Below are 20,551 nucleotides of genomic sequence, written 5' to 3'. Positions count from 1 at the left end.
GAGCTGAATTCGCCGCGAATGGGGGGAACGGGGACGAGTGACCCTTGACAGCAAGCGGGCATGGCTAACGTATGGGCACGGCACAGGCCTTACGGTGAACAGTGAATTGATAAGGTGCCGGCGACGCCGGGCACCGGGTAAAAATGGAGCAACGCGACATCACTGATGGAAATTTATTCCTCACTAAAAAAAACAAATCCGTACAGTCCACAAAGTACGGCAGGCAGCTCATGCGCAATAAATTTAAACAGCGTATTTGGATACTCTTTCACATAATCAATCGCCGCCAGAGCAAGTGCGACAGCAGCGATATCTCCCAGTGCCCGCATCATCCGGTGGAAAGCATTACCCGGCGTACCCCAGCCGGACAGCCTCCAGACAAACGAAATGGCCAGTGCCAGCAACGTAAGAAATGTCACCGTAAACTCATCTTTCTTAACGTAATTTTCATACAGTGACATTGCCACGAACAGAAAAATAGCCATCGCAACGGGAAACGCATACTCCGCCAGTGGAAAACGCCGGTAACTTTTCATTTAATGCTCCTTTTATCTGGATTACGAAATCCGCCGCGCAGAATGCGATGCAATTGTCTGGTCTCATCTCGCCACTATATTAACTCAGCCCCTCTGTGCTGACAGGAAAGCCGGACGGGCTGCCATAAAAATTTTCGTCACGTCAATCACCTGCCCATTTGCACTAAAAAGCTGCTTGGCGGTAATTTGACACCCATTATACTGTATATATATACAGTTATATTTATATCATACTCTTTTGTATGGCTGGTCACCCGGGAGCTTTTATGAATAACACAAACAGCCAACCTGAGCTGTCTTTTTTTCGTCCTGATATGCAGGCACCAACTCTAAGTATTCCGTTCTTTTCTGACAGCTGCGCTGCCGGATTTCCCAGCCCAGCCCAGGATTTTGTAGAGCAGGAGCTTGACCTTAATGCGCTGTGTATCCAGCATCCTGCGGCGACATTTTTTGTACGTGCAAGCGGTAACAGCATGCAGGAACTGGGACTGATGGACGGTGACATCATGATTGTTGATCGCAGTGAGAAAGCTGTGCATGGAGATGTTGTCATTGCTGAGATTGATGGGGAATTTACCGTCAAACGTTTACAGCTGTTGCCCCGCCCTGCCCTTGTCCCGATGAACTCAGCTTTTCCGGTTATGTATCCCGATGAGCTTCGGTTGTTTGGTGTGGTTATGCATTTTGTTCACAGCACCCGAGCCCGGAGATGATTAATGCCCATGTTTGCGCTTGCTGATGCAAACAGTTTCTATGTCTCATGCGAAACGCTTTTTCAGCCGGGACTGCGCAGAAAACCAGTGGTGGTTCTCAGTAACAACGATGGCTGTGTAATCGCACGTAACGCTGCAGCAAAAAAATATGTAGCGATGGGCCAACCATGGTTTCAGATTAGGCACGCCAGTTTCCCTGAAAAAATATACGCGTTTTCCAGCAATTACGCGTTATATCACAGTATGAGCCAACGACTCATGTCGGGGTTAGAAGAAATGGCGCCACGTGTTGAGCAATACTCTATTGATGAGATGTTTCTTGATCTGACGGGGATCAATAACTGTATACATTTCGAAGATTTCGGGCGACAGCTGAGGGCACATATTCTGCAGAATACCGGACTGACGATTGGTGTAGGATGTGGTCCCTCTAAAACGCTGGCCAAAAGTGCTCAGTGGGCCTCAAAGGAATGGCCGCAGTTTGGCGGCGTGCTCGCACTTACGCCTGATAATCCCCGCCGAACAGAAAAACTACTTTCACTGCAGCCAGTGGAGGAAATATGGGGCGTGGGTCGTCGGATTGCAAAACGTCTTAACGTACTGGGCATTAAAACTGCACTGGAGCTGGCTCATACTCATCCTGCATTTATCAGAAAGAATTTCAGCGTCGTTCTCGAACGAACTGTCCGTGAACTTAACGGCGAGGCCTGTATTCCACTCGACGAAATGCCCGCCGCAAAGCAGCAGATTGTCTGTTCCCGCAGTTTTGGCCAGCGAGTGACTGAATACAATGAGATGAGAGAAGCCATCTGTCACTATGCTGAGCGCGCAGCAGAGAAACTCCGTGCTGAACGGCAGTACTGTCGGCACGTCAGCGTATTTATCCGCACTTCGCCGTTCACACCCGGCGCGATACACTACGGTAACGTTGCTGGCGAAAAACTGACGCTGGCCACTCAGGATACGCGCGATATTATAGCGCTTGCTATGCGTTTGCTGGACAGGATTTGGTTAGACGGCCATAGATATATGAAAGCGGGAATTTTGCTAGATGATTTTACGCCATCAGGCGTTACTCAACTGAGTCTGTTTAGTGAAGAACAGCCACGTAATGACAGTTCTGCACTGATGGCCGTTCTTGATGGGATCAATCAATCCAGGCTGGGGCAGGTATGGTTTGCGGGTAGGGGAATTAACCCTCAATGGAAAATGAAACGGAAAATGTTATCACCAGCCTGGACCACACGATGGAGTGATATCCCCGTCGCAATGGTCCGCTGATGTCTGCACACAAGCTCTCTTTTTTCCTGTTTTTAGCAAGAAATGCACCACCAATCAGGAGTCCAGCCCAACAAGCCTGCAAAAGTAACTTCAGCCACAAATCCATACTCTGATAAGTGAATTAAAGCGGCACGACGAACAGGGCACTCAGCAACATACACGTTTCGCTAGCCTTTTTATTTTCTGTAGCGTCTGTGCCACCTACACCTAGAGATAGCTTAATAAAAGTTGAATGCTTCACAATCTGGCCTGTTTTGCTGTATGTCATGAAAAGATAGCCTGAAATTTTGGCGATTTCACCGTGAAATTATCTCAAAAAAAACTGATTGCTCAAACACTTATATGTGAAATCGCTATGGCGATTTATTCAGACAGATATCGCGCCAGAACTTCTTTAATAGCAGAATCAATATCGTCCAGGCACTCTTTGGGAAGTCGGTTAAATTCATATGATAGAGCGCGACCGCGAATGCGTTTTCGCGCAAATTTGTCTTTGTCATCAAATGACCACAATGGCAAAACAATCGATTTGTCTTTTTGAGGCGCAGCAACCAGCAGTTGTGAAATCCGGGTGATCAGTTTGAGAATATCCGCTTTTTTCTCATCTTCCGGACGTTCTGATTCTCCCAGTATTTTGTCATGTTCAGCCGTCATGTTTTCTGACAATTGCTGATAAGAAATATCTCTTGCTTTGAGGCTTGCATCAATATCGAGTAACGATTTGTAGTCTGCGTATGATAGCTCTGACTGAACCGGAAACAGGGCGATGAGTTCCTGCGGTACTGCAGCCGCCTGGATTGCACGGGTCACCCGCGCCGGAGAAAGGCCTTCACGAACTGCGATCTCCTTCTGATTTAACCCCGAGTCTTTAAGCAGAAGAAGCCTGAGTCCGACTTCGCGTAGGTTATGCTCTTTAGCGGTCTGAATATCTTTTGCCAGCTGACGGGCCTCATCCGAACTCAATGGATCACTGGTTACCATCACATTAAGTGGCCGATGAGTGAGAATTGCAGAAGCACGTCTGCGTGAACCATCAAGAATTTCAATTTTATCGGCAGCTTCAACGCCGAAACACGGGAAGAATTGCTGAGATCTAAATGTCTTGATGATATCCCGTAATGACTCTTTTGTTAGCGATGTTTGATCCCGGCCATTAGTTTCTTGCTTTACGAACGTTCTTTCTGCAACATCGGCTGCAGGGATCGTTTTATATATAAATTTAATCCTTTTGCCTGTTTTTAATGTCAATACCTGTTCGAAGCCGTCTTGTTTCGAATCTGTTACAGCTATCTGGGTATTCAGTTGACGGCCAATAGTTTTTCTGTGTTCTCTGGACATCAGACATTCTCCTCGGTACGAATAAATTCAATCCGGTCAAAAACGGCTTTTGCAAAATCTTCAGCTGCTGATTTGGCGCTTTTTAGTGCTTCAGTGCTACCATCGTACGTTGCTGGATTCGCAGATATCACAGTATCGAACGTTTCTCCGCAGCGTTCAAAACCATCCAGCCGCGGTAAAACGATATCGAGCATATCGGCACCGAAGACTTCTTTAGCCTGGCTGTGACAAATTTTATGATCTGATTTATTGAGAATTTTGGACATAAATCCGATATTGCTAATCAGGCTGCACTGATGGCCATCGTTCTCGATTGCTTCAATCAGTGCAGGCAGACTGTTCACAAATTTCAGCGATGAATGAAAATCAACCGTTGCCGGAGGCAGGGGGGTAAACATCAGATCAGCAGCACCGATGCAGTTTTTTAAAAATGCATCCAGATGGGGACCGCTATCCAGAAAAATAAAATCATAATCATTTTTAAGTTTATCTATGATGTTTTCTTTCAGAACGGAATGAATATTCTGGCCAGGCAGATACTCTTCGCACAGACCTTTCCAGCCCTCTGCCAGAAATGCGTCATCAATGGACGCTGGTATTATGTCCACACCGGGAATTATTGACGGGACAATAAAGTCTGAGATCAGCTCATCTCTTGAGAGATTCTGTAGCATAGCCTGTGCTGCTGTGTTCTCAACCAGGCCTATTGCATTTTCATGACTCAGGAACATCGTAAGCGAAGCCTGCGGATCAAAGTCGAGAGCAAGAATGCGTAAATCTTCTAAAAGCAGATGAGGGTGGACACGCATAGCATGTGCGAGTGAAGCTGTGGAAACTGTTTTAGAGCCGCCCCCTTTAAGATTAGTGACGAAGATTGTAAATGCCTGTTTAAAACGGTCACGATACTTTGGCACCTTTCTATGAAAATACAAATCGATGACATTCTGTATGGTCATCGCATACTTCATCGTGTTCCCAGATGGTTTTTTCTTGAATACATAGCCCGCTGCTTCCATTTCTGTTACAGCATACTCAACACTGCCTTTGCTCAATTTGGGTAACTTATAGAGTGATGCTTTACTGTACTCAAGATAGAAAACATTCTGTTCGAGCTCATTTTTTTGCTGACTGATACTGTCATTTAATGAAATCAGAAGTTTTCCTGCGCGAGTAGCGACTTTCTTTAGTTGCTCAATATTATTCATATTGCACCTCATGATATTTTTTATCATTTTGCCAAAAATAATTCATGTTGCAACATAAAAATCATCTTATTATCACTTGAAAGATGGAGCCTCAGAAACACTGTTTATGGGAAACAACACAAGTTATGGATAAGGGGTAACAAGACCGATTGGTTTTAAAATCGCAACGCTCGCCGCAGGACAAAACCGTAGCAGTACGGTTTTGTCTGAGGAAGCGTAATTTCACAGGACGTACCCTTTGGCACAAACGCTCTGTATGGGAAACAGACCAAGTTACTAATAGCTAATGCTGTGCCTCAAGCTAATGAGTAAAAAGATATCCACTTATTAACAGCGTACTTTTAGGGATTTTTTTATTTTTTATCATTTATAAAGCTTTTTAGCGAGCTTGAAAGCCTTACGCAGCCTGACATCAGGGAAGGGTGTTGTGGGAAATGCCCAGGATTTATATGGGAGAAGCCCTTGGTTAATATGGGAAACAAAACAAGTTCATATGGGAAATTCCCCAAGTTTGTATGGGAAGCGGCCCAACTTTAACCAAATGATTATAAACATAAAAATGAATTATTTTAGTTTGTGGATTTCACTTGTCCGATACGACGGTATATGAAATAGTGTGGGTACTATTTTTAAGGCCCATACAAAAAATGACTACCCTTACGCCGTTAAAAAAAGCGCTCAACATCAGTCAGTCGAATGAATTGACTGAAGCCGCATACCATCTTCCGTTGCAGGCAAAACGCGTGCTCTGGCTATGCCTGATACAATGTTATTTCAATAAAAATGAGCCTGACGACGTGTCGCCATTATTCTCAATCACTGTTGCTGATTACCAGAAATATTTTAAGGTTGGCGTTGATACCGCTTCGACTGATATGAAAAAAGGGGTCAGGGCGTTGGCCAGCAACAATGTGACGTTTTATCCCAGGGAAGGTGAGTATGAAGAAGTAACGCGGCCATGGCTCGCAGAAGCAGGAATGAAGCGTGGTCGCGGAAAATGGCAGGTTGAATTTAACTATAAAGTCCTGCCTTACCTGCTCGGACTCACCAGCCAGTTTACAACGTATTCATTGGTAGACTGCGGCAAACTTCGGAGTGTAAAAGTTATCAGGCTGTATGAAAGCCTCTGTCAGTTCCGGCAGTCCGGTTTGTGGGTAACCACGGCAGAGTGGCTGTCAGAGCGATTTATGCTGCCGGCGTCTCAAAGAACGAATATGGCTGAGATGAAGCGAACGTTCCTGACACCCGCGCTGAAAAATATCAACGAAAGTACTCCGCTTAAAGTTGGTATGCGCCAGGACGAAAGCGGTAAACTGATATTCACGATCGTAGATCGCAACGCATGAAAACTTGGGGTATTTCCCACAAAATAAAAGGTTGAGCAACGGCCTCTGTTCGCTTCAGTATCATCTACCTTTTAACATTGCCACTGCCTCTGAGCCAGGCACCTTAAATTGAGCCCGGTGCCGGGCAGCAACATCGAGCGCAAAGACTTCCGTATACACTTCCGTAGAGCTGATCGACTTATGACCCATCAGCGACTGCAGCACTTTCAGCGGAATACCGGCATACAGCATGTGCATCGCGTAGCTGTGACGGAACGTGTGCGGCGTGATAGGAATGGAGAACATCACGTCATCCGCAGCGGCCGCCATCACGGCCTGATCAAGCCAAGTTCGCACGGTGCGGTCGGTGATAGTCTACAGTCGGTTTTTTTTCCGTGCGTCAGTGCACTTATTCCTGCGCTCGAGCGGAATTTTCAAGGTGGACACCATCATCAGAAGGTCGCTTACGTACCAGCTAAATGACAGCGGCACCTGGCGGTGCGCCACGGTTCCGGCCAGCGGAGCGGGCCGCCTTTTCTGCTCGCTGCTTGAGAATGGCCAGCTGCACGAAGGGGTAGAGGGGTGTAAGCGCAAAATCCCCCCGACCCGCAATCAGCACAAATTTTGGCTCACATTAACTGCAACTGAAATCGGGCGCGGACTCACAATAACTGCAAATGGACCCGCATTTATCGCCGCTGGCTCGCAATCAAAATTTCCGGACTCACGCTAAGTGAAAAAGAAATCTGCACCAGAACACATGCTAACTGTCTAGTTTTGGTATACGTGAACGTGGCCAGATATCGGCGAAGGCCGTCGAGCAGCGGCACGGTACGCCGGAAGCCGATGAGCGGATTATGATATAAAGGAGAGGCCAAAAATGATACTGTCCGTCACCATCAACGATAGCCGTTGGAACCGCCTGACAGGCGTGATGTGTAAATTTACAGCGAATTTTTATTATGCCCTTTAAAGTTGGAAACCGATGTTTTCCCGCCGAAATCAGCGACAGCCACATTACCCGCTCTGATACCCCGCCTGAAACCAGCCTGTGGGGAAAAATCAAGGCGTTTTTCTGCTCAACGAACAAACTTGAAGCGCTGGAAGTTATCCGGAAGATTTGCCACCCACCGGCCGGCACGACGCGGAAGAACGTGGCCGACAGATTTGAACGGCTCAGGACGCTCGCGTATGGCGGATTTGAGGAAAACGTTCAGTCCGGCCGGCACGGGGAAAACCACTTCTGTATTTTGGACGAAAACAGCCGGGAGATGCTGTCGGTCACCCTTGATGACGCCGGGAAATATATAGTGAAGTGTCAGGGGTACCGTGAAACTCACCATCTCGTCCCGGACACGGAGCGGGGAGAGGAACACGAAGAACAGGCGGAGGCCGCATCCGGAACGTGCATTAATAAAAGTAAAATAGCAGACAATATTAAAATGGTTTACGGATTCAATGAGGACATATTGAACTTTAAGAAAACTGATAGGAATTCTATTGCATTGGACGATTTAAATATTATCTCTGGTATTAATGCCGAAGACATTTTCAGTTCTCCGGGCATTTTTGTCCGGGATGTTTTGTTGGGAAAACTCAAAATTAATAAGCATGCATTAAATGAATACAGTAATGAATTATCCTTAACTACCGACAGCTTAAAAAAAATATCAGTAAAATGGATAGATTTTCTGAGCAAACATGGTGATGAATTGTCCCTAAGTTCATCCCTGAACAAGAGAAATCAAAAATCCGAAACTGCTATGAGTGATTTCATAATGAAAAACAACAAAATAGCCAGTGAAGACCCTGGGCTTAGCCAGGCTCTTGCATTAGATATAAACTCCGATCCCTCTACTTCCAAAACAATGCAGGCGATATATAACGCATTTCTGGAGAGTGATAAAAAAGGGTTTGAGCAACTTGACTCTTTAAAAACACCTCCGAACATTGGTTGTATTTTATTTAAGGGCGCTGTGATTACAGCCATTATCAGGAAAATATCTAAATTAGGAATCTATTTTTCCTTATCTCCTGATAGTGGTATTTCAAATTTAAATTTCATCAAACCAAAAAGCATTAAAAATTTATTGGTTAATGTCTCAAGCCAGAGTAAATGGAGAGGAAATAAAGAATTTACTGGCGTAGGAAATGTATTTGAACCAATTACCTTTTCAGAATTAAGATATATCAGGAAAAATAACCTTGCAGTGTCTTATTCAAATAACGAAACTAAATAATATTATGGACAGAATAGCATTCTGTATTTTATAAGTATAATCGGCTGGTACGTAGCATCTACACACTGAAGTATCTTCGCGATCCGCAGCTGGAACGCAATATCCGGCGTTCCCAGAACCGGATTGAATCTTATCACCAGTTGCCTGCCGCAGTGGCCAAGGTCGGCGGAAAGAAGGAGTTAACCGGAAAAAATGACATTGAAACAGACATCAGTAACCATTGTGGGCGGTTGATTTTCAACGCGATCGTGTATTACAACTCGGCGATCCTGTCGCGATTACTGGAACGACTGGAAGCTGAAGACAATACCAAGGGCATTGAAGCTCTGGCCCTAATATCACCGGTGGCCTGGCAGCACATTTTGCTGAACGGTCATTATACCTTCCAGAGCAGCAATGAGATTATTGACCTGGATGTGCTGGTTGCCGGGCTGAAACTGGGATAATGGAAAAATCTGGGGTTCCGGCGTAGAACCCCAACTCGTTCATACCGCCCTTGATGGGGAATCTGCTATTCCTACCTAAATGTTATCCCCGCCGATATAACCCTAGCAGTTGAGGCGCGCAGCGCCGAACGTTTCCGTCACCGGCTCAGTATTTTGGATGAAGGATACAAAATTAAAGCTTAATGCATATACATTTGTATATGCACACATGAGCGTCAAACCTCAAACAAGGTTATAGAACGTGTGGGGCAGGGGAGGCCATATGAGTTTCTTCTGGGGTTATAGCCTCAATCTGGCTGGCGGCATATTTGATGGCACTGCTGATAGTGCTTCGGCTGCAACCAATCGTTTTCTGAACCTGAGTCCAGGAACTACCACTCAACAATAACCGGTTGATGGCATCATAACGTGGCTTATTGACCTGCCGCCCACGGTATTTACCCGCCGCTTTCGCTTTGGTTATTCCCTGTTGCTGACGTTCCCGCCGCTGTTCGTAATCGCGCCGTGCAATGGCGGCCAGCATATCGAGCAACATATCATTGATGGCCGCAAACATTCGGCTGTCAAATTCATTGGCTCTGGGAGAAAGGTGCTGCCAGGTGGTGGGAACATTAACGGCCACAACCCACACGCCACGCTGACGGATGATCGCTTTAAGTTTCTCCCACTCATCTCCTTTTAAGCGAGAAAGGCGATCGACATCCTCAATGAGTAATACATCACCAGGGCGACTGTCATTGAGCAAACGAAAAAGTTCGGGACGCTCCAGGCGTGCGCCTGATTCATTCTCAGCATAATAGTTACAGATGATAACATTATGCTCGTGAGCAAAGCGGTCAAGCATATCGCGGGCACGTTGAGCATCCTGCTCACTGGTTGAAGCTCGAAGGTAGGCACGAACAAACATGAACATGGTACTGTTAGAGTCCTTTAGTGATACCGGTCTGGTTAGGGTTGATGCCATGTAGATAAACAGTACCAGATTATGCCAGTTCGGTATAGGGATACTTAAACAGAACTGCCAAACGGGGATATATGCTATTACACTTAATTGATTTATAGTGATTAAGTATGATTAGAAACAAATAAACCAGTATAAGCCGGAATGAATAATGAAGAACGATACGCAGGCAGAAACCCGGGTGCTGACAGCTCATGTGCCATTACCTATAGCTGATAAGGTTGATCAAATTGCAGACAGACTAATCAAAACCAGGAGATCTTTCTTCTTGAAGTAAGCCCTTACTGAAACAGGTAAATCAATTTATGAAGGCTGCTTCTCCTTTCCCCGGCAATCAGCAGGGTCTGACTAAAGTGGAGCTGTAATATGCGAAGCTATTTAGTAGCGTTTTTTAATAGTTAATTGATGCTATTTCCATATAGTTAGACAGCTGCGTTGAATAATAGCTCCCTCTGAGGGAGCTCAGCCCGGATTGTGTGATATGAGTAATAGCCAAATATCCTAAACCACTAACCGGACTGAACGATGCCGATCTCAGCGGCGTAGCCAGAACGCTCTGTTGCGCCCGTTCATCCACCGGACACTGGATAAATGGGGTTACGTTATCGGGTGTCGAAGGCCTGAAATCGTTGCCTGCCGGACGTTCCCGGCGCTGGCCCTTCGGGCATATATGTGTACTGCTACGTGAACTGATAAAGCATTCTCCTGCTGATTTTGGTTATCAGCGTTCACGCTGGAGTACGGAGCTGTTAGCTATAAAAATTAAAGATATCACCGGGTGTCGGTTACATGCCGAAGCTGTTCGTCGCGGGTTACCATCACCCGGACTTATGTGGCGCAGGGATGCCCCGACCCTACGAATCCGTGACCCGCATAGAGATAAAAAAATGGCGGCTATCCATAAAAAACTGGATAAATGCAGTCCAGAAAATGGTGTGTTTTATGAAGATAATATCCATCTCAACCCAAAAATCGGTGCAGTCTGGCAGACATGCGGACAACAAAAACGCGTGGTAACGCCGGGTCAGAATGAAAAATATTATCTGCCTGGCACATTGTACAGTAGAGCGGGAAAAGTGAGCTTTGTTGGTGGTAACTATTTAATAGGTTGATTATAAGGAGTAATGGTATGCCATATGAGTTGAGAGTTTTAAATGCTAAGAATAACGAATGGATAAAAAGACTTGACCAAAAACAGTCTTCCTTGCAAGAAAAGAAAAAATTAAATACATTAATAATTAATCAAGGCGCTAATTCTACAAATTCTGATAAAAAAAATTTTGCTAAAACGATTCTAAGCGTTTTAGCACTAATGAATAATATCACTCCATCGAATGCTTCTCTTGCTGCACCTCAAACCTATAGAGACAGGGAGTATTATAATAATAGCGATGGCAAAAAAAATTTATATAGTGCTGAAGGTGAGGTTTTTCAATCGTATAAAAATCCAACGCAAGTAAAAGATAAAAATCAATTTATATCATCATCTATCACTGATCAGATAATTAATGAAATTGAATCCATAAAATCAAAAGAAATTTATTCTGGAGAAAGTCACGCACGTCTGCGTAGGCATGTATTACCTAGTATTACAACTACAACTGAACCAACACCGAAGGATGATTCTGTTGTAGCGGAAAAAATTGATTTATCATGTATTGATCGACGGAATAACCTATCTATTGCTGATATGTTCAGGCAGATAGGCAATACTTTAAAAAATCCAGTAAGTGAGCTAGCAAAAGAATCTCAGGTAATCCATTACTATAATAAATTTAATCGATGTCCTTCTGAAAAAGAATTAAATAGAATTATAAAAGTTACTACTATTGTAGATGGAGTGATATCTACCATTACATCACTAATGCCCGAAAGTGCTCCCCTATTAATTGTCCAAAGAGTAGGAGGGCCATTATTCAAAATGATAGCTGACCAAATTGATAATAAAGACCTTGATATGAATAATTTTGAAGAATTAAATGAGTCGGCTATTAACTTAGGAAAGATGATGGTAGATAAAGTATTAAAGAGTACCCATCTAACCGATGACACAGAGTTAGATATTCCTAAAGGAATAATTTTAGAGAAGAATAAGATCTTTGTTGACATTCATCACGTGAAGAGAGAGGTTAAATATATTGATAATAAAGCTATGGCAAATTATGATGGTAAATATAGAGAGATAGCATATAATCGAGAAAGTAATAAATGGTATAAGGTAATAAAAAGCAAACCAGTTAGCGCCATTTTACCTGGAAAGGAAGCTCCAGAATCAGTTTTTTTTATAGGTATTAAAAATGGACTACCAACTTACAAACGAGTAAATTCTGACACTGGGCGTGCTTACGGGAAAGGATACACTTTTTTTGAATCAAACGGTCAATGGAGAGTAAACCATAAAAGTAATAAAATTTCTGGGGTAAATAATTTTGAATTAATAAAATCTCAACCTTTAAATAGTAAAGATATTACACTTCACAGATCTGGTCTTTTTACTACACTCGATTCTGATGGTAAAAAAACAGGTGATTTAATATTGATGCATAATAGAAAGGGATATCCAGTTACTGAGCTAAGCCAAGATAAGTATTACATGATGCAAGAAGGCGATAATGTTTTAATTTTAGAAAATGAAATTAAAAATGATAAATTCAACGTTATTAAGAATGATTTAGTTGATAATATAGAAGAGGAAGACTATTTTGATAATTCATGGTGCCTACCAAAAATAGGTAGAAAAATACTAGTTAATCCGGAAATTTCATGCAGCGATACGCCACAATTACTTAGTGATAGCATAAATTACAGAATTAATGCTCAATTTAGTAATAACGATATTGTTCGGGATTTTAACGTTCAATATAAAGGATTGAATGGTATGGATACCGAGAGCCGGATGGCTGTAAAAGAGAGAATTGATGATACAATATTTTTTGAACAGCAGAAGATAGTTTTATATCAAGACCCTATAGATGCAACAAATTATGAAAGAATTTTTTCTAATAGTGAGATAGAGATTTCCGAAAACGATAGTTTTTTTTCTGATGACTCTGACCGTAATATTCCTTATACTCCGCTACTCACAAAAAACGAAAAACTTGCCGTAAGACGCTGGACTGCTATTGATGATAATCTGAATGAAGCTTTTAGCGATGGTATGCCTGAAACATATGCTATGGATATAGAATCAAAAAACTATGATTTAAATAAAAAATTAGCTCATGGAGAAAATTTGGGTATTGATGATAGAAATATGGTAAGACTTTTAGACTCGGCATTAAATAAAATTCCTTCACAAAAAGGTGAGTATATCAGAGTTTCTGAATATGATAATCTTGTTACACCTTGGGATAATGAAATAAAGCCTGGAGACATTGTAACTAATTATCCTTGTTTTATGAGCGTATCATCCGACCAGGACTATCTCAGTCAATCAAATGGGCTTAGCGAAAATACTAAAGTCAGTGTCTATTTAAGGTTTGAAAAAACCGAATCAGCGAAACCCTTATTGAAAGGCGTTGCAAGTCTAACTAATGAAAATGAAAGCCTTTTTAAAAGAAATTCGGCCTTTAAAGTTAAACAAATAGCAATTTCCAATGAAGTGACAGCAGGCAATCGTGACGGATTAGTAAACAAAAGAATCGTTGTTACACTTGATGAATCAAACCTCCCTGAATCAAGAGAAGCTAAGAATATACACACCGGTAATATGATAACCGTTCCCTTGTTAAATTGAGTGGGTATTAGAAATTCCGTGTCATTCCAGTAATATAAAATTAAAAAGGGATGACACATGTCCCAACCCTTTTGTTTCGACAAAGCACGGCTTTGTTGAATAAATCGGTAGTAGAACAGGCCGGAAAAATGTTTTTTGCCACACGTAAACGTGAAGTTGAAAATTATCTTTGCCCGGACCTAATAAAAGATGAGACAGGGGTTCAGATTGTTTTCACTGATACATGTGACGCTAAAAAAATAATAGGAAAGGCAACCAGCACGAAACCTAACGACGTACTGGACAGGTTCTGGCCCTTAATGACTGCCGAAAAAATCATAAATTGCTCTACTTATAGAGATGGCAATAGTGACAAAATTGAGCTTATAGAAATTCTTGAAGGCATTGTTTCATTAAGTGATCGATCGTGACCTACGTTGCATAGCGGTGTGTGTTAAGCTTCTGTGCAACGTCATTGTGCTCAAAAAAACGAGCTTAACGTACAATAATTTTCGATATCCAAACTGCCCCCTGATTGACTGGTTCATCGAAGCAGAATTCGACGGCCAAATTTTAGTCGGGAATGAATACTGGATACCTTTGACTGCTGTAAACAACGAGCAGTTGAAAGAACAGGTAGATTATTTATTCAGTGAAATTAATATGATAGCTAATGATCGCAACTGTCTGGTCATTGACTGTCTGCTGACCAATGACCAGACTCGCCAGGGATGGGATGATTGTGCCGGTTGCTGGCAGTGTGAGTCAGCGTAACGCACGGCACCAGGGGGGCCTGTACCATATTAACCTTCATCACTAGCTCATCTGATTAAGGGGTCTGAAGGGAAAGAGATCGATCTGGACGCGATGATTGACGGACTGACACTGTCATCAGGGTGAAAACATAAGAAGGCCGACGCCACAAAATTTTGGCGGGTTCCCGCTTACAACCCCTAATGCAAACGATAACTTTGTCATGGCAATATTTGATGATACATCTCGAGTTATAAGCTTTTTTAATCTAAAATGAGTCAAGGCCGAGTAAGTGCCCATTACTTATTATATCGGCCTGTATGTTTTCATTTGGTCAATGGCCTGGAGAATACAATATGTTATGGATTGAGCAGGGATTGTATGTCCGCATCCAGGAGCTGGATAATGGCCCGAGGCCGTTGCCCTTACAGAGCGGGTTCAGTCCTGATTACGCCTACCGAGTACTTGGATGCTTTAATCCCTCAGAAACCTCAGATGCTTATTACATCCTTGCCAATGACCGCAATGAGATATGGTTCATCTGTAACCGGCATGTTCGGGTGGTAAGACTTGATAATAAGCGAAAGGATTTCAGGTATAGAATCACATCATAAGTGCAACCGACTAAAAAGAGTACGGTGTTTTATTTCGTCGACAGAGATCAACTGACATCGAGAAGTTAACATTCATTTTAATTTCGGGACCACTAGTCATTGATTTAGGATTTTAAATCACGCCTACCCCTTTATGTGGTTTTTTTTACTTCTCCATTTTTAAGAATGAACGTCAATTTCCCACGCCAGAACTCGGCGATAAAAACATCATCACTGGCGACAGAAGCCTTTCTCATCTCCTCCTCAAGCCAATGAACATCCTTCTCTATTGCGTCGAGTTCATAATCTCTTGCTTTACCCTCTTTCATGATAATAACAGAAGGCATTTCCGAGCCCTCACAGATCGCCGTTATCTGACCGCTCGGTTCGATCTGCGCATAGACAATTTCCTGAAAAGAATGAATACCCTGAGCACGAAGTTGTGATGATACGGTTAAAATATCTATCTTATTCTTTTTGTTGAATATGTCTTCGACAAGGAATTTTCCCTTCTTGATTATAGGAATGGGCTGACCTATCGTTATTCTACGAAATAAATGCATATGTTTGCTTATTGTATTCAGTAGAGAAATCAGACATACCCCAATGAGGAGTACGAATATATATTGATAAAGAGGTATGGAGTCACTATAGATGACGCCTCCGATTATTCCACCCAGCACAAAATTTCCGATGAAATCTACCGGGGTCATCTGAGACAACTGCGTTTTTCCTGAAATATTGAGGTGAGTGATAACGATCACAAAACCTAAAATAAACTTTACTAGCACCAGAACATAGTATTCCATCATGCTTGCCTCTCAACTTATTTCTACTTGATAAGGCTCAGATCCATGAGCCCATGGTTATTGCCATCAGGCCGGAATTTGACCAGCGATCATCTCTCGTGACCAGACTCTGTGTAACTTCATCGCTTCGATAAAATCAGCTGCCAGTTCTAATGCGGCATTTCCTGTTATCATTCCCTCATCCGCTGCAGGTAATGGTATTGCATCGTAAATACGTTGCGCCTCTCCTTGTAAACCGATGACCTTGAGATGCTTGAACGCCTGAAGCAGATAATATTTTGCATTGCCATCCTTTAAGAGCGTGTCGATACTTTGTTTTCCATCAGGCACAATGACTGCATCGACCAGCACTGAAGGGTTACCTTCAATGGTTCCATTGATATTCAGCTCAGTGCCCTGTAATGTTCTTAACTTCCCAATGTGAGGTGAGAAAATCATTGTGTGTATACTTTGATCGTGGAGTGATTTCATTATAATCGCCAGTGACTTTTCGCATACACCATCTGCAGCAAGAATAGCTACTCGTCGTGATTTCAATACCTGACTATGCCCATCATATATACTCAATGAACGATCCTTAGATATTCCATTGACAGGGCCAGGTAGTGGATGCCTTAGCTGCTCATGACTGAGTTCAATTCCAAGATTCTCCGCGACAGCTTGGGCTAAATTATGATCTATATAAGTTAGCTGATCAACCACACGTTCACGGATCCATGGGCGCACTACCTTGCCTAACTCGAAACTGAATCCACCAATTATGTGATTTTGCTCCACTTTGGTTTGGCTCAGCCAAAACAGGCGCGGATGGGAATAATAGTCGATAAAAGTGCCACTTCTTTTGCGAATTTTTTCGCCTGTTGTTAGTTGCGGATAAGATGAGAAAACTCCACCTGCCGGAGGAGTCTCTCTTGGCCAATTGTTGTTTATGGAGTTAGGTTCATAGTTAGCTGCCCCTGAAATACTAATACGATGCATACCATCACGTTGATGATTATGGAAAGGACACACCGGCCTATTGATAGGAATTTCGTGAAAGTTCGCTCCCCCCAGGCGGCTTATTTGGGTATCAATGTAAGAGAAGAGTCGCCCTTGAAGTAGTGGGTCATCAGAGAAATCTATACCAGAAACAATATTGCCAGGGCAGAAAGCGACCTGCTCTGTTTCATTAAAGTAACTATCAGGATTGCGATTCAATACCATTTTTCCAACGAGATGAACGGGGACTAAGGATTCAGGGATCAGCTTAGTTGGATCAAGTATGTCGAAATCAAAATTATCCTCATCTTCCTCTGGAATTATTTGCAATCCAAGCTCGTACTCCGGATAGTCGCCAGCTTCAATTGACTCCCACAACTCACGACGATGAAAATCTGGATCGCGACCTGCCAACAGCTGGGCTTCATCCCATAACAGGGAAGCGACTCCGTAAACGGGTTTCCAATGAAAACGGACAAAATGGCATCGGCCTTCCGCATTAATAAGTTTATAGGTATGAATGCCAAATCCTTCCATCATACTATAACTGCGAGGAATGCCGCGATCGGACATTGCCCACATGACGTTATGCAGCGTTTCAGGCTGAAGTGATATGTAATCCCAGAAAGTATCATGCGCGCTTTGGCCTTGTGGTATTTCATTATGAGGCTCTGGCTTCACTGCATGTACAAAGTCCGGAAACTTTATAGCGTCCTGAATAAAGAATATGGGAGTATTATTACCCACGAGATCAAAATTACCTTCTTTAGTATAAAATTTTGTTGCCCAGCCTCTTATATCTCTGACCGTATCTGCGGATCCTCGGGAGCCTTGTACCGTAGAAAAACGAACAAAGACAGGAGTTCTGACGTGAGGATCTTGAAGGAATTCGGCTTTAGTATAAGAGGCCAGGGGTTTGTATACCTGAAAATAACCATGAGCTCCGGCACCTCGTGCATGGACTACTCTTTCTGGTATGCGCTCATGGTCAAAGTGTGTAATTTTTTCTCGCAGAATAAAGTCTTCAAGTAAGGTTGAACCCCGTAATCCTGCTTTCAAAGAGTTCTGATTATCGGAGATCTTTACGCCCTGATTGGTACGCAGCGATTCTCCCAAAGGATCAGACCGGAAATCATCCAGTTGTTTAAGTTTGTCGTTATTATTTTTAGGGTTCTTAAAAGAACCGGGCATCATAGGTTCTGCACCGGGAGGACTTATGCTGGTAAGAGGTTTAGTTAACTTTTTGGAGGGAGCAGTATCTTCGTAGTGCGGTTCAACTGAGTACATGGTCTTGTCAATCTCACGGCTAGGAATTGATTCAGTTTTTTTTCCTTTTTTCATAACTTTCACCATTAAAATTTCAAGAAATGACTTAAAGTAAAGTCCGCCAACATCCACACACATAGCATAGTCAATTATTCATGACTTCTTGGTTTCATGATGTAAAATGAAACAAAGAAATTTTAGCTCAAAAAGAACAGAACGAAAGCTGGAACGCTTACCTTCTAATAGGGTAGCAATAAGAACACTGCAGTAATTGATTAGACTCGGCTGCGCGCAACAACGCAAAAAAATTTATACATTTCATAATCTTCATCTCGTCGAGATTAATAATTTAAAGTGAGATTGAATTTTCATAGCGCAGCTGGCGCTGCTATACAGCTTAACGATTTTGTATTGCTGAGGCTCCGGATTACACTCTACAGGATAGGGCGGTAACTATTGCAAATCTACAATTTTAGTAATTATTCTGGCAGTGTCATTAAATTATTTATGCTACTTCTTTTCTGCAAGAGCGCTGTATCATAAATGGCTCAAATTTACCGTCAAAGATAGAAATAATATTGAATTTAGAAAAATATTTACTATCTTAATCAATAAGATTAACAGTGTAGGTTAAGTATATAATGCTCATAAATAGAGACTTACTTTGGGAAAAGATCACATATCAGTGCATTCCAAACTATTTGAATGCTGGCGATTGCACACCTTGCGAGATGGTAGATATAATGGAAAGATTTGTCATCTATAAGGTGGACGGAGCGATAAATCATTATTTGCTGCTTCCCACAAATAAGGTTACTGGTATTGAAGATGATTATTTTTTGACACTCAATAAAATTTTTTTTCTGGCCTGGGAAAATACGTCGTATCTTAGCAATGAGAGAATGGTTAAAGGGCATCCGTGTCTTTTATCAGTCAACGCTGCTGCTAAGCGGTCTCAGGATCAGTTACATATTCATATCTCTTTTCTATCTCGCGATGCTGAAAAGAGACTCACTGAACTCTATGAATTTATAAAAACTGACATCTGGAGCGACACCCCTTTTGCAATAAAAAATCAAAAGCTGTATCTAAAAAAATTAACGTCATCTACTTTTTCTAGTAACACATATAGTTTCCCGCAGGATGCAAATACGCTGTGCAGCCAGTTACGTAAAGACAGAAATTATTTGACACTAGGAGTGACTTCTTTAGATTCAGATCATTTTATAATGATGGCAGGATTTTGTGAAAGAAATCTTGTTGCAAGCTGTGAGCTCCTTAGTGAAGAGTTTGGAGGGTTTTGACTCTTGTATTTAAACCTATTTTTACAGGCGCCTTATATTACTGAACTCTTTGCTTGCCAAAATGTAGGTGGCTTCATATTTTTTATAAAGAAAGGGGGCTGAATATGAATCGTTCATTATGTTTTTTTTATATTCTTGGAGTCTTGATACTCCATGGAAACATCGCATATGCCGACAGGAATGTTTTATGGGATAAGGTAGATAGAAGTTGCGTTCGGGGTATATCAATAAAGGCACTTACCAACCATGCAGCCTTGTAGACATGAACGAAAAGGTTGCGATATATAAAGTAGATAATGACAAATATCAATACCTTTTATTGCCAACAGATAAGGTGACTGGCGTTGAAGACGATAAACTAAAGAAAATTACGTACCAAATTATCTTTATGACGCATGGCTTGCAAAAATATTTTTAACAGAACGGCTTGGCAAGCCAGTTAGAGAAAGTTTTATTTCTTTAGCATTAAACTCCAAAAATTCCCGTAGTCAGGACCAGTTGCACATTCACATATCATGTTTGTCAAGCTCGGCAAATGATATCCTATCAAAAATACCTAAGAGTAAAATGAGTACAGAGTGGTCTAAAGAAAAGGTAACAATACCTCCTTATTCATTCTATTATAGAAAAGTGAGTCTGAATGAACTAATAAATGAAAACCTATTTAAGTCTGTATCAGATAAGGTTAAAAAAGAAAAGGGACACCTGGAATAAACAGGGGTAGGATTAGTCAATCGGACGCCAGAAAGTTTTATTATGTTAGTTGGCATAGGGACAAGTGCTAAGGGGGTTTCTGCCGAGCTGATTCAAGATCATGAATGCCAGCTTACAGGAAAATAATTCAGGACATACGCCGAAATCGGCTTTGTTGAAATTTGAAGGTCAAGTTTTAGGCGGGAATGAATACCGGATACCTTTAACCGCTGAAAACGATGAACAATTAAAAGAACAGGTAGAGTATTTATTTATTGAAATTAATATGATAACTGATGTTCGCAACTGTCTGGTCATTGACTGTCTGCTGACCAATGACCAGACTCGCCAGGGATGGGATGATTGTGCCGGTTGCTGGCAGTGTGAGTCAGCGT

General features: G+C 42.3%; 13 protein-coding genes and 8 pseudogenes. 14 read left to right on the top strand and 7 right to left on the bottom strand.

Annotation, left to right across the window (positions count from 1 at the left end; all coding sequences use genetic code 11):
• Positions 1-173: 173 nt before the first annotated feature.
• Positions 174-536, bottom strand: a complete 363-nt coding sequence (locus BM191_RS15385) for a hypothetical protein (RefSeq protein ID WP_092879788.1) — start codon at positions 534-536, stop codon at positions 174-176.
• Between the two features lie 266 nt (positions 537-802).
• Here BM191_RS15385 and umuD point away from each other — a divergent pair, with 266 nt between their 5' ends.
• A complete protein-coding gene (gene umuD, locus BM191_RS15380) occupies positions 803-1,249 on the top strand; it encodes a translesion error-prone DNA polymerase V autoproteolytic subunit (RefSeq protein WP_092879785.1) in 447 nt (148 codons plus the stop codon).
• 9 nt (positions 1,250-1,258) lie between these two features.
• Positions 1,259-2,530, top strand: coding sequence for a translesion error-prone DNA polymerase V subunit UmuC (gene umuC, locus BM191_RS15375; protein ID WP_092879882.1), 1,272 nt, complete (start codon positions 1,259-1,261; stop codon positions 2,528-2,530).
• Between the two features lie 363 nt (positions 2,531-2,893).
• Here the strand turns inward: umuC and BM191_RS15370 are convergent, their stop codons facing one another.
• Both BM191_RS15370 and BM191_RS15365 read right to left on the bottom strand, forming a co-directional pair.
• Positions 2,894-3,868 (bottom strand): ParB family protein, encoded by a 975-nt coding sequence (locus BM191_RS15370; protein ID WP_092879782.1) that lies wholly within the window; start codon positions 3,866-3,868, stop codon positions 2,894-2,896.
• On the bottom strand, positions 3,868-5,073 hold the full coding sequence (locus BM191_RS15365; protein WP_092879779.1) for an AAA family ATPase: 1,206 nt from the start codon (positions 5,071-5,073) through the stop codon (positions 3,868-3,870). The genes BM191_RS15370 and BM191_RS15365 overlap by 1 nt, the downstream gene beginning before the upstream one ends.
• 647 nt (positions 5,074-5,720) lie before the next feature.
• Between BM191_RS15365 and BM191_RS15360 the strand changes: the two genes are divergently transcribed.
• On the top strand, positions 5,721-6,419 hold the full coding sequence (locus tag BM191_RS15360; RefSeq protein WP_092879776.1) for a replication initiation protein: 699 nt from the start codon (positions 5,721-5,723) through the stop codon (positions 6,417-6,419).
• A 60-nt stretch (positions 6,420-6,479) separates the two neighbouring features.
• Here BM191_RS15360 and BM191_RS15355 read toward each other — a convergent pair.
• Positions 6,480-7,002: pseudogene (locus BM191_RS15355) on the bottom strand (tyrosine-type recombinase/integrase); the annotation flags it as partial.
• Positions 7,003-7,360: 358 nt separating this feature from the next.
• On the opposite strand from BM191_RS15355, the pseudogene BM191_RS17300 reads away from it, so the two are divergent.
• Positions 7,361-7,804: pseudogene (locus BM191_RS17300) on the top strand (E3 ubiquitin--protein ligase); the annotation flags it as partial.
• Positions 7,805-8,667: 863 nt separating this feature from the next.
• A pseudogene (locus tag BM191_RS15335) lies at positions 8,668-9,084 on the top strand (Tn3 family transposase); the annotation flags it as partial.
• Positions 9,085-9,316: 232 nt separating this feature from the next.
• Here the strand turns inward: BM191_RS15335 and BM191_RS15330 are convergent.
• Positions 9,317-9,997, bottom strand: coding sequence for a recombinase family protein (locus BM191_RS15330; protein WP_230479614.1), 681 nt, complete (start codon positions 9,995-9,997; stop codon positions 9,317-9,319).
• Between the two features lie 199 nt (positions 9,998-10,196).
• Between BM191_RS15330 and BM191_RS17605 the strand changes: the two are divergent.
• The 6 genes and pseudogenes from BM191_RS17605 to BM191_RS17290 all read left to right on the top strand — a co-directional run.
• Positions 10,197-10,301: pseudogene (locus tag BM191_RS17605) on the top strand (CopG family transcriptional regulator); the annotation flags it as partial.
• Between the two features lie 277 nt (positions 10,302-10,578).
• Positions 10,579-11,142, top strand: a pseudogene (locus tag BM191_RS15325) (IS630 family transposase); the annotation flags it as partial.
• Positions 11,143-11,174: 32 nt separating this feature from the next.
• Complete coding sequence (locus BM191_RS15320; protein ID WP_092879764.1) at positions 11,175-13,781, top strand: hypothetical protein; 2,607 nt, start codon at positions 11,175-11,177, stop codon at positions 13,779-13,781.
• 101 nt (positions 13,782-13,882) lie between these two features.
• Positions 13,883-14,191: pseudogene (locus tag BM191_RS15315) on the top strand (OLD family endonuclease); the annotation flags it as partial.
• A gap of 169 nt (positions 14,192-14,360) precedes the next feature.
• Positions 14,361-14,534: a hypothetical protein gene (locus BM191_RS15310; protein WP_230479613.1), complete on the top strand. Its 174-nt coding sequence runs from the start codon at positions 14,361-14,363 to the stop codon at positions 14,532-14,534.
• Between the two features lie 335 nt (positions 14,535-14,869).
• Positions 14,870-15,127, top strand: coding sequence for a hypothetical protein (locus BM191_RS17290; RefSeq protein WP_092879761.1), 258 nt, complete (start codon positions 14,870-14,872; stop codon positions 15,125-15,127).
• A gap of 131 nt (positions 15,128-15,258) precedes the next feature.
• On the opposite strand, the gene BM191_RS15300 is transcribed toward BM191_RS17290, so the two are convergent.
• Together BM191_RS15300 and katE are read right to left on the bottom strand one after the other, a co-directional pair.
• On the bottom strand, positions 15,259-15,915 hold the full coding sequence (locus BM191_RS15300) for a DUF421 domain-containing protein (RefSeq protein ID WP_092879758.1): 657 nt from the start codon (positions 15,913-15,915) through the stop codon (positions 15,259-15,261).
• A 66-nt stretch (positions 15,916-15,981) separates the two neighbouring features.
• Positions 15,982-18,180 (bottom strand): catalase HPII, encoded by a 2,199-nt coding sequence (katE, locus tag BM191_RS15295; protein WP_329957252.1) that lies wholly within the window; start codon positions 18,178-18,180, stop codon positions 15,982-15,984.
• 620 nt (positions 18,181-18,800) lie between these two features.
• On the opposite strand from katE, the gene BM191_RS15290 reads away from it, so the two are divergent.
• From BM191_RS15290 to BM191_RS15275, 3 genes and pseudogenes are all read left to right on the top strand, one after another.
• Positions 18,801-19,463 (top strand): CDP-diacylglycerol diphosphatase, encoded by a 663-nt coding sequence (locus BM191_RS15290; RefSeq protein ID WP_092879755.1) that lies wholly within the window; start codon positions 18,801-18,803, stop codon positions 19,461-19,463.
• Between the two features lie 208 nt (positions 19,464-19,671).
• Positions 19,672-20,177 (top strand): annotated as a pseudogene (locus BM191_RS17600) (CDP-diacylglycerol diphosphatase).
• Positions 20,178-20,277: 100 nt separating this feature from the next.
• A pseudogene (locus BM191_RS15275) lies at positions 20,278-20,551 on the top strand (hypothetical protein); the annotation flags it as partial.

It is taken from the genome of Izhakiella capsodis, assembly GCF_900115045.1.
Classification (GTDB): domain Bacteria; phylum Pseudomonadota; class Gammaproteobacteria; order Enterobacterales; family Enterobacteriaceae; genus Izhakiella; species Izhakiella capsodis.
This window is presented reverse-complemented; position numbering and strand designations above follow the sequence as displayed.

Coding starts and splice junctions, on each gene's coding strand:
- BM191_RS15360 (WP_092879776.1), top strand. CDS start 5,721: ATGACTACCCTTACGCCGTTAAAAAAAGCGCTCAACATCAGTCAGTCG.
- BM191_RS15320 (WP_092879764.1), top strand. CDS start 11,175: ATGCCATATGAGTTGAGAGTTTTAAATGCTAAGAATAACGAATGGATA.
- BM191_RS15365 (WP_092879779.1), bottom strand. CDS start 5,073: ATGAATAATATTGAGCAACTAAAGAAAGTCGCTACTCGCGCAGGAAAA.
- BM191_RS15370 (WP_092879782.1), bottom strand. CDS start 3,868: ATGTCCAGAGAACACAGAAAAACTATTGGCCGTCAACTGAATACCCAG.
- umuC (WP_092879882.1), top strand. CDS start 1,259: ATGTTTGCGCTTGCTGATGCAAACAGTTTCTATGTCTCATGCGAAACG.
- BM191_RS17290 (WP_092879761.1), top strand. CDS start 14,870: ATGTTATGGATTGAGCAGGGATTGTATGTCCGCATCCAGGAGCTGGAT.
- katE (WP_329957252.1), bottom strand. CDS start 18,180: ATGTACTCAGTTGAACCGCACTACGAAGATACTGCTCCCTCCAAAAAG.
- BM191_RS15300 (WP_092879758.1), bottom strand. CDS start 15,915: ATGGAATACTATGTTCTGGTGCTAGTAAAGTTTATTTTAGGTTTTGTG.
- BM191_RS15290 (WP_092879755.1), top strand. CDS start 18,801: ATGCTCATAAATAGAGACTTACTTTGGGAAAAGATCACATATCAGTGC.
- BM191_RS15385 (WP_092879788.1), bottom strand. CDS start 536: ATGAAAAGTTACCGGCGTTTTCCACTGGCGGAGTATGCGTTTCCCGTT.
- umuD (WP_092879785.1), top strand. CDS start 803: ATGAATAACACAAACAGCCAACCTGAGCTGTCTTTTTTTCGTCCTGAT.
- BM191_RS15330 (WP_230479614.1), bottom strand. CDS start 9,997: ATGTTCATGTTTGTTCGTGCCTACCTTCGAGCTTCAACCAGTGAGCAG.